At 67.2% G+C, this 12,503-nt stretch carries 13 protein-coding genes; 8 read left to right on the forward strand and 5 right to left on the reverse strand.

The genetic code is table 11. The annotated features are described in order from the left end of the window. Positions 1 to 16: 16 nt before the first annotated feature. Positions 17 to 1,975 (reverse strand): methyl-accepting chemotaxis protein, encoded by a 1,959-nt coding sequence (locus PTT45_RS03390; RefSeq protein WP_273811532.1) that lies wholly within the window; start codon positions 1,973 to 1,975, stop codon positions 17 to 19. A gap of 205 nt (positions 1,976 to 2,180) precedes the next feature. On the opposite strand from PTT45_RS03390, the gene PTT45_RS03395 reads away from it, so the two are divergent. After that, positions 2,181 to 3,170 carry an NAD-dependent epimerase/dehydratase family protein gene (locus PTT45_RS03395; protein ID WP_273811533.1) on the forward strand — a complete coding sequence of 330 codons (990 nt, stop codon included), beginning with the start codon at positions 2,181 to 2,183 and terminating at the stop codon, positions 3,168 to 3,170. Positions 3,171 to 3,263: 93 nt separating this feature from the next. Continuing rightward, on the forward strand, positions 3,264 to 4,286 hold the full coding sequence (locus tag PTT45_RS03400) for a Leu/Phe/Val dehydrogenase (protein WP_273811534.1): 1,023 nt from the start codon (positions 3,264 to 3,266) through the stop codon (positions 4,284 to 4,286). Here the strand turns inward: PTT45_RS03400 and PTT45_RS03405 are convergent. After that, positions 4,283 to 5,146, reverse strand: a complete 864-nt coding sequence (locus PTT45_RS03405) for a DMT family transporter (RefSeq protein ID WP_273811535.1) — start codon at positions 5,144 to 5,146, stop codon at positions 4,283 to 4,285. The genes PTT45_RS03400 and PTT45_RS03405 overlap by 4 nt on opposite strands. Before the next feature lie 387 nt (positions 5,147 to 5,533). Between PTT45_RS03405 and PTT45_RS03410 the strand changes: the two genes are divergently transcribed. After that, entirely contained in the window at positions 5,534 to 6,202 is a 669-nt protein-coding gene (locus PTT45_RS03410; RefSeq protein ID WP_273811536.1) for a helix-turn-helix domain-containing protein, read from the forward strand. On the opposite strand, the gene PTT45_RS03415 is transcribed toward PTT45_RS03410, so the two are convergent. Beyond that, positions 6,191 to 7,090 (reverse strand): sterol desaturase family protein, encoded by a 900-nt coding sequence (locus tag PTT45_RS03415; protein ID WP_273811537.1) that lies wholly within the window; start codon positions 7,088 to 7,090, stop codon positions 6,191 to 6,193. The genes PTT45_RS03410 and PTT45_RS03415 overlap by 12 nt on opposite strands. Positions 7,091 to 7,170: 80 nt before the next feature. Next, complete coding sequence (locus tag PTT45_RS03420; protein ID WP_273811538.1) at positions 7,171 to 7,434, reverse strand: YebG family protein; 264 nt, start codon at positions 7,432 to 7,434, stop codon at positions 7,171 to 7,173. A 206-nt stretch (positions 7,435 to 7,640) separates the two neighbouring features. Here PTT45_RS03420 and PTT45_RS03425 point away from each other — a divergent pair, with 206 nt between their 5' ends. The 5 genes from PTT45_RS03425 to PTT45_RS03445 all read left to right on the forward strand — a co-directional run bounded on the left by PTT45_RS03425 (position 7,641) and on the right by PTT45_RS03445 (position 11,345). Then, a complete protein-coding gene (locus PTT45_RS03425; protein WP_273811776.1) occupies positions 7,641 to 8,081 on the forward strand; it encodes a phosphate-starvation-inducible protein PsiE in 441 nt (146 codons plus the stop codon). A 113-nt stretch (positions 8,082 to 8,194) separates the two neighbouring features. Continuing rightward, the gene (locus PTT45_RS03430) at positions 8,195 to 8,491 is read left to right on the forward strand and encodes a DUF3649 domain-containing protein (protein WP_273811539.1); all 297 of its coding nucleotides are present in this window, start codon (positions 8,195 to 8,197) and stop codon (positions 8,489 to 8,491) included. Beyond that, positions 8,488 to 10,020 (forward strand): PepSY-associated TM helix domain-containing protein, encoded by a 1,533-nt coding sequence (locus PTT45_RS03435; RefSeq protein ID WP_273811540.1) that lies wholly within the window; start codon positions 8,488 to 8,490, stop codon positions 10,018 to 10,020. The genes PTT45_RS03430 and PTT45_RS03435 overlap by 4 nt, the downstream gene beginning before the upstream one ends. Next, a complete protein-coding gene (locus PTT45_RS03440; RefSeq protein WP_443218145.1) occupies positions 10,020 to 10,343 on the forward strand; it encodes a DUF3325 domain-containing protein in 324 nt (107 codons plus the stop codon). Before PTT45_RS03435 ends, PTT45_RS03440 begins: the two co-directional genes overlap by 1 nt. Before the next feature lie 102 nt (positions 10,344 to 10,445). Next, positions 10,446 to 11,345, forward strand: a complete 900-nt coding sequence (locus PTT45_RS03445) for a DMT family transporter (protein ID WP_273811541.1) — start codon at positions 10,446 to 10,448, stop codon at positions 11,343 to 11,345. Here the strand turns inward: PTT45_RS03445 and PTT45_RS03450 are convergent. Then, on the reverse strand, positions 11,342 to 12,502 hold the full coding sequence (locus PTT45_RS03450) for an AAA family ATPase (protein ID WP_273811542.1): 1,161 nt from the start codon (positions 12,500 to 12,502) through the stop codon (positions 11,342 to 11,344). The genes PTT45_RS03445 and PTT45_RS03450 overlap by 4 nt on opposite strands. Position 12,503: the final 1 nt, after the last annotated feature.

The raw sequence follows: 12,503 nt of genomic DNA on the forward strand, positions 1-12,503 counted from the left end.
GACGGGGAGCTGCGAGCTAGAGCTGGAACTGCGCCACCAGCTGTTCCTGGCTGCCGGCCACCTTGCGCAGGTGCTCGCCGCAGTCGCGGGTGTGGGCCGCGGTGCGGCGGTTCTCGCCGGTCATGTCGTTGAGGCGGTGCATGTGCTGGTTGACCTCCTGGGTAGTGGCCGCCTGCTCCTCGGCTGCTGCGGCGATCTGGAAGGCCAGCGCGTGCACGCCCTGCAGCGAGTCGTCCAGATGGCCCAGCGAGGCGAGCACGGCCTGGGTTTCCAACTCCAGGGCCTGGGCCTGTTCGCTGGAACCCTGCATGCGCGCCTGCGCCTCGCCGGAGGAGTCGCCGAGGGCGCCGACTATGGTGACGATTTCCTCGGTGGCGCTGCGGGTACGCAGGGCCAGGTTGCGCACCTCGTCGGCGACCACAGCGAAGCCGCGACCCTGTTCGCCGGCGCGAGCCGCCTCGATGGCGGCGTTGAGCGCGAGCAGGTTGGTCTGCTCGGCGATGCCGCGGATCACGTCGAGTACCGAGCCGATCTGCTGGCTGTCGCTGGCCAGGGTCTGCACCACTTGGCCTGCGCCGCGCAGGCCGGCGAGCAGCTGGTCCTGCTGGCCGATCATGCGCTGCAGGCTGCCCTGCACGGTGACGAAGGCATCGCGTGCGGCGGCGCTGCCATCGGCGCTCTGGCTGGCGTTGCTGGCGATCTCCTGCACGGTGGCGGCCATCTGGTCGACGGCGCTGACCACCAGCTCCAGGGCCTCCTGCTGTTCGTCCAGGCGGCTGCTGGTCTGCCCGGCGGCGCCGAGGATGTCGCCGCTGGCACTGCCCACCGCCTGGCTGGCCTGGCGCAGGCGCTCGACCACGTCGCGCCAGGCGCGGGCCATCTCGTGCAGGGCCTGCATCAGGCCGCTGTGATCGCCGCCCTCGGCGCTCAGGCGCAGCTCGCCGGCGGCCAGGCGGCGGGCCAGCTCGGCCATGCTGCTGGGCTCGCCACCGAGCGGGCGCATCACGCTGCGGCTGACCAGCCAGGTGGCCAGGGCCACGCCGGCGATGGTCAGCAGGACCAGCACCACCATCTGCCACATCAGCTCTCGCACCGGGGCGAAGGCCTGGTTCTGATCCATCTCGGCAATCAGCGCCCAGTGCTGGTCATCCAGCTGCAGCGGCACGAAGGCCTTGAGCACTGGCTGGCCGTTGAGGCCGGCCTCGGCCAGGCGGCCCTGCTCACCGTTGAGGGCGCGGCCGATGGCGGCGCCCGGCAGCTGCTCGCCGGCTTCGCCCTGGCGGGCCACGCGATGGTTGTCGAAGCGCGCGGAGTCCGAGCGCAGCTGGGCGTCGGGGCCGACCAGGTAGGTCTCGCCGGCTTCGCCCAGGCCCTGGCGGGTCTGCATCACCCGGTTCAGTTCGGACAGTGGCAGCTCCAGGACCAGCAACAGTTGCAGTTCGCCTTCTTCCTCGACGGGGGCGGCGAGGAACTGGCTGGGTTCGCCGCCGGAGCTGTTCACTGCCAGGTCGCCGATCTCGGCCTGGCCGCTATCCAGGCCCGCGCGCACCACGCGGCCGAGAGGCGTGTCGCGCCAGGCGGCATCGCCCAGGTTCTGCTGGTAATCGGCGCCGCGGCGCAGGCTGAACAGCACCTTGCCGTCCTTGTCGATCAGCTTGAGTTCGCTGTAGCCGAAGGTCTCGGCGAAATTCTGGAAGATCGGACGGTCGTAGTTGGCGGTGCTGACCAGAGCTGCGCCATCCAGGCCGGCGTAACTGGTGCCGAGGTTGCTGGCCAGGGTGCCGAGCTGGTTGTGGCGCGACTGCCAGCTGTCCTGCAACTGCTGTTGTTTGATATTCGCTACGGCTTCCAGGGCGTTCAGGGACTGCTCGCGCAGGGCCTGGCTGGCCTGCTGGTAGACCGTCATGGTCATCGCCAATACTGGAATTAGACCGATCAGGAGAAAACTCAGGGCAAGCTTCAGACGCAACGGCATGTCGCACGGCTCCGCGTGTAGATGGGTGACATAGGTTTGAAATCGTCAAATATTTTGCAAGAAGCGTGCAAATTGCTTTACGAGTGTCAAAAAAATCAACCGCGCGGGTCCGCAAGGACTCGGATTTGGCCGCCACGGCAAGCGGCGCAGGGCCGGCCTGCTGCTAGAGTCGCAGGCAGAACAAGAACCACGGGGGAATGAGGCGATGAAGATTCTGGTAACAGGGGCGAGCGGATTCATCGGTGGGCGCTTCGCCCGCTTCGCTCTGGAGCAGGGCTTGCAGGTGCGGGTCAACGGGCGGCGCCCCGAGGCGGTGCAGCACCTGGTCAAGCGTGGTGCGGAATTCGTCCAGGGCGACCTGTCCGATGCCGACCTGGTACACAAGCTGTGTCGCGACGTGGAGATGGTCGTGCATTGCGCCGGCGCGGTCGGCACCTGGGGTACCTACGAACACTTCCACCAGGCCAACGTGGCGGTGACGCAGAACGTGATCGAGGCCTGCCTGGGACAGAAGGTGCGGCGCCTGGTGCACCTGTCTTCGCCTTCGGTGTACTTCGACGGCAAGTCCCATGTGGGCTTGCGCGAGGAGCAGGTGCCGAAGAACTTCGTCGACCATTACGGCGCCACCAAGTACCTGGCCGAGCAGAAGGTCATGGAGGCGCAGGAGTTCGGTCTGGAAGTGATCGCCCTGCGCCCGCGCTTCGTCACCGGTGCCGGCGATACCAGCATCTTCCCGCGGCTGATCGGCATGCATCGCAAGGGCAAGCTGATGATGATCGGCGACGGCCTCAACAAGGTCGACTTCACCAGCGTGCAGAACCTCAACGACGCCCTGTTCAGCAGCCTGCTGGCCGCCGGCCCGGCGCTGGGCAAGGTGTACAACATCAGCAATGGCGCGCCGGTGCCGCTGTGGGACGTGGTCAACTTCGTGCTGCGCCGCTTCGACCTGCCGCCAGTGACCAAACGCATGCCGTTCGCTCTGGCCTATGGCGCGGCGACGCTCAACGAGACGGTGTGCAAGCTGCTGCCCGGGCGCCCGGAGCCGGCGCTGTTCCGCCTCGGCGTGGCGGTGATGGCGCGCGACTTCAGCCTGGATATCTCGCGAGCCCGGCAGTACCTCGACTACGAGCCGCAGGTGCCGATCTGGGACGCGCTGGACGAGTTCTGCACCTGGTGGAAGGTGCAAGGGCGCTGAGGTTATCTGCCCGCGCCGGCTTATAACTCGCCGGCCGGGTCGGGCCTGGCGGTCGACCTATACTGGCCTGTAAAGCCAGCGAGGAAGTCCGCCATGTTCGCCATGATGGAAAGCGCCAGGCTCGAAGCGCTGCATCTTGCCCATGACCCTGCCACCGGCCTCAAGGCCATCATCGCCATCCACAACACCCGGCTCGGTCCGGCGCTGGGTGGCTGCCGCTACCTGGCCTACCCCGACGACGAGAGCGCCGTGCGTGACGCCATCCGCCTGGCCCAGGGCATGAGCTACAAGGCTGCGCTGGCCGGCCTGGAGCAGGGTGGCGGCAAGGCGGTGATCATCCGTCCGCCGCATGTGGATAACCGTGGCCTCCTGTTCGAAGCCTTTGGGCGCATGATCGAGTCGCTCAAGGGGCGCTACATCACCGCGGTCGACAGCGGCACCTCCAGCGCTGACATGGACTGCATCGCCCAGCAGACCCAGCACGTGACCAGCACCACCGCAGCCGGCGACCCTTCGCCACATACCGCCATGGGCATCTATTCCGGCATCCGTGCCAGCGCCCTGGCACGCCTCGGCAGCGACGATCTGGACGGCCTGCGCGTGGCCATCCAGGGCCTCGGCAACGTCGGCTTCGCCCTGGCCGAACAGCTGGCCGCCGCCGGTGCGCTGCTGTATGTCAGCGACCTCGATCCCGGTCGGGTACAGCTGGCGGTGGAGCAGCTCGGCGCCCAGCCGGTCAGCGGCGAGGAGCTGCTCGCCACGCCCTGCGACATCCTCGCGCCGTGCGGCCTGGGTGGCGTGCTCAATGCGCAGACGGTGGGCGAGCTGCGTTGCGCGGCGGTGGCCGGCGCGGCCAACAACCAACTGGCCAGCGCCGAGGTCGCCGACGAGCTGGAGGGGCGCGGCATCCTCTATGCACCGGACTACGTGATCAATTCCGGTGGGCTGATCTACGTCGCGCTCAAGCACCGCGGCGAGGAGCTGCCGGCCATCACCGCGCACCTGGCGCGGATCGGCCGGCGCCTGACCGAGATCTACGCCCACGCCCAGGCCGACAAGCGCTCGCCGGCGCGCGTCGCCGACGATCTGGCCGAGCGCCTGCTCTACGGCGCCTAGCCAGCCTTGGGCTTACGGAACACCAGCAGCAGGCCGAGCAGAATGGCGCTCATGCCGGCCAGGCTCAGGCCGCTCATGGCGTTGCCGAGGAACAGGTAGTCCATCGCCGCCGTCACGCCCGGCACCAGGTAGAACAGGCTGGTGACGTTGACCAGGTTGCCGGCGCGGATCAGCCGGTACAGCAGCAGCTGGGCCACCACCGAGATGACGATGCCCAACCACAGCAGCGGCACCAGGAAGTCCAGCGACCACTCCACCGCCACATGCTGGAACGGCAGCAGCACGGCGCAGGCCAGCAGGCTCACCGCATACTGCAGCGGCAGGGTCTGCAGCGGCGTCTGGTTAAGGCCCTTCTGCGCGATGGCGCCCAGCGTCATGCATAGCAGCGCGCCGAGCGCATATCCCATACCGCCGGCGGAGAAGCGCGCCAGGCCGATGCTCTGCCACACCACCAGCACCAGCCCGAGCAGCGCCAGGCCGAGGCCGATCAGGCGCAGCAGGGCGAAGCGCCGCTCCAGCAGCATCAGGGTGAGGATCGGTTGCACGCCGAGCAGGGTCGCCAGCACGCCGGGGGTGATGCCCTGGTCGAGTGCCAGCAGGTAGCAGATGGAGTAGCCGCCGATCATCAGCAGGCCGGTGCCCGCCGTGCGCAGACGTTGGCCGCGTACTGGCATCCAGCTGCGAGCGAGGACGCCGATGATCAGCAGCACGCCCAGGGCGAGGATGAAGCGCAGGGTGAGGAAGGCGAAGGCCGAGGCATGGTCGAGGCCCAGGCGGGCGAAGATCGCGCCACTGCCCCAGAGCAGGACGAACAGCGTGGTAGAGGCACAGCTGCCCCAGAAGGTCTTGTCGAAACGCATGAGAAATTCCTGTCGAAAACGGCATGGGTCTCGCCACCGAAACGGTGCGGTATGGGCGAAACCGAAAAGTCGTTGGGATCGACCGCAGTGGGCGGGCGATCAGGCGCTGATGGGCGGCGGTGGAGGCGAGCCGGCCAGGCAGGCGCGAGGAGGTGCGACAGGAGGGGAGATGCCGAACAGGACCGGGCACGCACCGGCACCGAACGAGTCGGGGCGGTTGGAGAAGCGGCGTGCGGTATGGGCGGTCATGCGCGATGGTCCGTGATGGCTCGGGATGAGCCGCCTGCACGTTAGTTCTTCCTGGCCGCTCGGTCAATCCTGGTGCTGGCGCTTTGGCGCGTGACGGACTATCTCTGCCGACCAACGACATCTTCGAATGGAGAAGGCATGGACCTGGCGCATTGGCAGGGGCAGCTCTGGCTGCAGCGCGATTTCTGCCTGCTGGCCGGTGCCAGCGGCGATACGCAGCCGCATGCGCACTACGCGCACCAGGCGATGCTGGCGCTGCAGGACCCGCTGCGCCTGCTGATCGACGGTCGGCCGGTGAGCGAGCGCTTTGTGCTGGTCGAGTCGCTGTGCCCTCATGCCTTCGTCGAGCCGGGTCAGCCGCTGCTTGCGCTGTATGCCGAGCCGCTGGCGTTCTCCGCGGCGACTTTGCGCGGGGTGCTCGGCGATGTGCCGACAGAGCCCCAGGCGCTGCTCGCGCGCTTGCAGCAGGCGCCGCGGCAACCACTGGACGAGCGTGTGGCGCAGGCGCTGCAAGCGGTGGATGAGTTGCTGCAGGACCGGCTCGGCGCTGCCAGCCTGGCGCAGCAGGTCTGTCTGTCGCTGAGCCAGCTGGAGCGCCTGTTCGGTGTCCAGGTCGGTCTCTCGGTACGGCGTCTGGTGCTGTGGCGGCGCTTGCGCCTCGCCCTGCTGCTGAGCTGGTCCGGCAGCAGCCTGACCGAGGCCGCGCATGCCGCCGGCTTTGCCGACTCGGCGCATTTCTCGCGCACGGTGCGCAGCATGTTTGGCGTGCAGGCGCAGAGCCTGCGCCATCTGCGCCTAGTCGACTGAACCGCGCAGGGCGGCTGGCAGCTCCACGCCAGCGGTCGCGGAGGACTGGCTGCGGAAGGGCTCGGCCAGTTGCGCGAGATAATCGTGCGGATAGTCGGGGCGGCTGCCGATGCCCAGATCGTCGCTGCCCAGCCGGTAGTGCGGCCGGTAGAAGGCAGTGCCGAGCAGGCGATCCCAGATGCTGAAGAACAGGGCGAAATTGACGTCGCCGGCGCGGCCGTACTTCAGGTGGTGGAAGCGGTGCAGTGGCGCCCAGGCGAACAGGTGGCGCAGGGCGCCGATGCGCATGTCGACATTGCTGTGTTGCAGCAGCAGTTGCACGGCGATGGCGAAGGCCAGCAACGCGGCGATCGGCAGCGGCATGCCCAGGAGCAGCAGTGGTGCCGTACCGGCCAGCGCCTCCAGGCCCAGGTGCAGCGGGTGTTTCATCAGGCCGTTGAAACCGTACATGCGTTGCACGCTGTGATGCACGGCGTGCAGGCGCCAGAGCAGGGCGCTGCGGTGGCTGAGCCAGTGCATCAGGGTGATGCCGAGGTCGGCCACGGCGATGGCCAGCAGCAGTTGCAGCCACAGCGGCCAGTCATGCGGCCAGAACCCGTTCGCGGGAAGGAGCGCCGCCAGCAGCGGAATGCAGGAGATGCCGAGGATGTTCAGCGCTTCGTTGCAGCCGGCATGCAGGACATCGCGCCAGCGGTCGTCGTGAGCCTTGTTCCAGTCATGCTGATAGGGCAGGGCAGCCTCGGCGAGGAAGGACAGGCCGATGCCGACAAGCAGCAGCGGCAGCAATAGCCACAGCGGCTGCCCCTGGTAGCCGACCAGCCAGGTGGCCAGACCGATCAGGCCGAAGAACAGGCTGGGGGCGTAGAGGTATTGCAGTAACTGGCGCATGGGGCTCTCCCTGAGTGAGGAGAGCGCAGCATGCTGGCGCTGCAGGATGGCGGCTTGAACAAACCGCGCATCCGCGCGGATCAGTCTTCGTCGGCGGGCGCGTTCAGTTCGGCCAGGGCTTCCGGCTGGTTCTTGAAGGCGCGGGCGAAGGTGTCGCGGTTCTTCGCCATGAAGATGCCCAGTTCTTCGACCTGCTCCTCGTTCAGCGAGGGCACTGCCTTGTGCAGGGCGTCAGACAGCGCCTCGGCCAGCTCCAGCATCTTGTCGTAACGATCGGCTTCGGCCTTATCCATGAACAAGCGCTCCGGATCGCGGCTGCTGCGATACACCACTTCGACGGCCATTCATCACCTCATTCCCATATATGATTGATATGTATGGATATACAGTAATTGTTCTGCCTGTGGCCTGGCAAGCCCGTTGTGCGTCCAGAAATGGTCGGGACGCTGGCGCTGGCCTTCATCCTGCATAGTCGTTGTCATCGAAGCGGTCCAGCATGACCGTATCCGAACTGCAGGAGAGCACCGTGAGTTACCCCCGTATCGATGCCATGCGCGATGGCATGCATGGCCTGGCCCAGTCCTTCGGCAACCTGTTGGTTGAAGCCTTCCACTACCTGGCGCTGTTCGCCATTGGCGGCATCACCGCCTGGGCCTCGGTGATGGCCTTTCTCGGCATGCTCGACAAGGGCCAGGTGGAGGTGGACGACATCCTCCTGCTGTTCATCTACCTGGAGCTGGGTGCCATGGTCGGCATCTACTTCAAGACCAACCACATGCCGGTGCGCTTCCTTATCTATGTAGCGATCACCGCGCTGACCCGCCTGCTGATCTCCGACGTGTCGCACCACAACGGCCCGGGTCTGGGCGTGGTCTATGTCTCCGGTGCGATCCTGCTGTTGGCCATGGCGATCCTGGTGGTGCGCTTCGCCTCGTCGCGCTTCCCTTCGGTGCAAGCCAGCCCACGCACGGCGGATGCCGAAGAGAGCTGATCGCCTTTCATTTGCGAATATTTATTAATAACATGTAGGGCTTATCCAGATCCCGATGGCCAGCGGCGCAGCTCAGTTGCGGCGACTGGCCACGCACCTTCGATGAGCCGACCGTGAGCAAGCAATCCACCCTGTCGCCCTGGAGCATCGCCGCGCGCGTGCTGGCCGCCCTGATCGGCGGCTATGCGCTGGCCTACGGCTTCGCCGCCTTCTTCTCCGTGTACCTGCCGCTGGCGCGGCCGGACCGCGTGGCCTTCGCCGGCATGCTCAGCTTCGCCGTGTGGACGGCGGCGGCGATATACGCCTTCGCGGCTCGTCGCGCTTTGCATGCCTGGCTGTGGCTTGCCGGCCTGACCGTCGCCATGTGCCTGGCGGCCTACCTGCCAACCGATCTGGGGGTACGCCCATGAGCCTGCGTCAATCCATGGCCGGCCTGCATACCTGGGGTGGCCTGCTGCCCAGCTGGCTGCTGTTCGTGATCATCCTGGCCGGCACCATTGCCTGCTTCGACAAGGAGCTGGAGCGCTGGATGCGCCCGGCGCTGCACCAGGAAGCGGCGACCAGCATGAGCGCCGACCAGGTGCGCGACTGGATGCAGAGCCGGACCCAAGGCCAGACCCTGCACGCCTTCTGGATGCATGGCCCGAGCGAGCGCGAGCCCTATTGGCGCCTGGGCTGGGAAGTCGATGGCAGCGAGGAGTCGCACAACTACACCTTCTCCCCGGCCGGTGGCGAACCGATGCCGGAGACGGCCGGCGGCGACTTCTTCTTCCGCCTGCACTACACCCTGCACGCCGGCATGCCGGGCGTGTACATCGTCGGCCTGGCCGGCATGTTCATGCTGGTGGCGCTGGTCTCCGGGGTGATCATCCACCGCCGCATCTTCAAGGACTTCTTCACCCTGCGCCCCAATGCCAACGGCCAGCGCGCCTGGCTGGACGCGCACAACCTGTTCGGCGTGGTTGGCTTCCCCTTCCACCTGGTGCTGGCCTACACCGGCGTGCTGATCTTCGTCACCAACTTCATGCCCGCCGGCCTGCTGGTGGCCTACAAGGGCGACATCGAGCACTTCTTCAGCGAAGTGGCCGGTGCCTACCATCGCGAAGAGCTGCACCAGCCGGCGCAGCCGCCGATGTCGCTGAATGCCCTGATCGACAAGGCCGAGCAGCACTGGGGTGGCAGCAAGGCCGGCTGGATCAGCGTGCACCATCCGAATGATGCCTCGGCGGTGGTCGACATCAGCGAGCAGAGCCACGAGTCGCGCATCGGCCGCCCGCTGTCCGGGCTGACCTTCGATGCCGCCAGCGGCGAGTTGCTGCACGAGCAGAAGCCGCCGGCCGGCTACACCACCTACACCTGGCTGGCCGGGCTGCACATGGTGCAGTTCGGCGGCACGCTGATGCGCGGCCTGTACTTCCTGCTCGGCCTGGCCGGCTGCGCCCTGCTGGTGGGTGGGATCAAGGTCTGGATCGCCAAACGCGAGGCGCGCGGCGGTGCCGGTATCGGCCTGGTGCGTGCGCTCAACGGCGCGGTGTTCGCCGGCCTGCCGCTGGCCAGCCTGGCCATGCTGTGGGGCAATCGCCTGATTCCCGTCGGCGTGGCCGAGCGTGCCAGTGCCGAGGCCTGGGTGTTCGTCGGCGCCTGGCTGCTGGTGGCCCTGTGGGCGGTGATCGGCCATCGCCAGCCGCGCCGTCTGCTCAGCCGTCAGCTGGTCCTAGGTGCGCTGCTGGCGCTGGGGCTGCCGCTGCTCAATGGCCTGACTACCGAGCACGGCCACCTGCTGTCCAGCCTGTCGCGCGGCGACTGGGAACTGGCCGGCATCGACCTGTTCCTGCTCGCCAGCGGCCTGCTCAGCGCCCTGTGCGCCTGGCGATTCGCCCAGCCGGCGGTGGCCAAGGCGCCACGCGCGCGCCGTGTTCTGGTCGAGGAGGCTGCCTGATGTTGCTGCTGGCTTTCGCCCTGAGTTACCTGGCCATGACCGCCCTGAGCCTGGCCATGAGCCGCCATCACAAGCTGCTGTTCCAGAGCGCCCTGAGCCCGGCGCGCCAGCGTGCCTTGCGCCTGCTGGCGCTGCCCGCTCTGGTCGCTGGGCTGGCCTTGTGCTGGGTCTCGGCCGGCGGCGAGATCGGCGCCGTGTTCTGGCTGTGCCAGCTGATGCTCGCCGGCCTGCTGCTGATCAGCCTGTTGGCCTGGCGCGAGCGCTGGGTGCTGCCGCTGGCGGCGGCATTGCCACTGGCCGGAGGTGTGGTGGCGCTGGTCTGATCCACCGGCGGCAGCGCCGATTAGATCGGCGTTGTCGCGCAATTTCGTACAAGCCTTTCTCTCGCCGAGAGAGGAGACTGGCGGGGCCAACGGAGCCCTGCCATGAACCTGTCGCTGTACCTGCTCACCGTCCTGATCTGGGGCACCACCTGGATCGCCCTCAAGCTGCAACTGGGCGTGGTGGCCATTCCCCTGTCCATCGCCTATCGCTTCAGTCTCGCCGCCGCCGTGCTGTTCGTCCTGCTCCTGCTCAGCCGCCGCCTGCAGCCGCTGGATCGGCGCGGTCAGCTGCTGTGCATGCTCCAGGGCCTGTGCCTGTTCTGCCTCAACTTCATGTGCTTCTACACCGCCAGCCAATGGATCCCCAGTGGCCTGGTGGCGGTGATCTTCTCCACCGCGACCCTGTGGAACGCGCTCAACGCGCGAGTCTTCATGGGCCGGCGGATCGCCAGCAATGTGCTGGCCGGCGGCGCCCTGGGGTTGCTCGGCCTGGGCCTGCTGTTCTGGCCTGAGCTGTCGCACCACGAGGCCAGCCGCGAGACCCTGATCGGGCTGGGCCTGGCCGTGCTCGGCACCCTGTGCTTCTCCGCCGGCAACCTGCTCTCCAGCCTGCAGCAGCAGGCCGGGCTCAGGCCGCTGACCACCAACGCCTGGGGCATGCTCTATGGCGCGCTGCTGCTACTGGGTTACTGCCTGGTCAGCGGCGTGCCGTTCACCTTCGAGGCCAATACCCGCTACATCGGCTCGCTGTTGTACCTGGCGATTCCCGGCTCGGTGATCGGCTTCACCGCCTACCTGACCCTGGTCGGGCGCATGGGGCCGGAGCGCGCGGCCTACTGCACCGTGCTGTTCCCGGTAGTGGCGCTGAACATCTCGGTGTTCGTCGAGGGCTACCAATGGACGGCCCCGGCGCTGTTCGGCCTGGGCCTGGTGATGCTGGGCAACGTGCTGGTGTTTCGGCAGGCCAAGCCGGCGATCTCGGTTGCGTCAGAGAGAACCTAATCCGGCCAGTGCCAGAGTGGCTCGTCGAGCATGCCCATGCCCTGGATGGCGGTCTGTCCCAGGCTCTTGTCGAGGACGATGGAGTTGCACTCGGGGTGTTGTTCGAGTGCGGAGATCAGTCGGCTGGCATGGGATACCACCCACACTTGAGTGTGCCTGGATGCCTCGACGATCAGGCGTGCCAACGCCGGCAGCAAATCCGGGTGCAGGCTGGTCTCGGGCTCGTTGAGCACCATCAGCGATGGAGGTCGGGGTGTGAGCAGGGCTGCTACCAGCAGTAGGTAGCGCAGGGTGCCGTCGGATAGCTCGGCGGCCGATAGCGGGCGCAGAAGACCTTCCTGACGCAACGCTACGCTGAAGCGCCCGCCGGGCTGGAAATCGATATCCAGCTGCGAGCCGGGGAAGGCGTCGGCAATGGCGTGCTCCAGCGCCTCGCGGTCGCCGATTTCGCGGATGGTCTGCAGAGCGGCAGCCAGGTCGCGGCCGTCGTGGTGCAGCACTGGGGTGCGGGTGCCCAGCTGCGGCTGGCGTGCCGGCGCGTCTACATCGGTACGGAAGTGATCGTAGAAGCGCCAGCGGCGAATGGTCTCGCGCAACTGGAATACCTCCGGGCAGCCTGGATCGTTGCCGATCTGGTCGAACAGGCTGTCGTAGCTCGGCAGATGCTGAGCCAGAACTTGCCAGCTGCGGCCTTCGCGCTGACGGACCATCGGGCCCTCGCGATCCACCAGCAGCGAAGCGGGGCGATAGCAGGGGCCGGCCCAGATGCATTCACGCTTGATCTCGGGGTCCAGTGCGAAGGCTGAGTGCGAGGGTTCGGGCAAGCCGAGGGAGATGGCATAGCCGAAATCCTCACCGGCGAAGCCCAGGCGCAGACGCACCACATCACTGCGCGGGCCACCCTGGATCGGTACCTCGCCACTCTTCATACGCCGGCTGATCTTTTCCGGACCAGCCCATAGCGTTGATTCCAGCCCACCATCGCGCGCTAGCGCGTTGACCACGCCACCACGGGCGGTCTCGGCCAGCAGGCGCAGGGCGCGATACAAGTTGGACTTGCCGCTGCCATTGGCCCCGGTGATCAGGTTGAGTCGACCGAGGGGCATCACCAGGTTGTTGATGGATCGATAGTTGCCGACGGCGAGGGTATGCAGCATG

It is taken from the genome of Pseudomonas sp. Gutcm_11s, assembly GCF_028649395.1.
Classification (GTDB): domain Bacteria; phylum Pseudomonadota; class Gammaproteobacteria; order Pseudomonadales; family Pseudomonadaceae; genus Aquipseudomonas.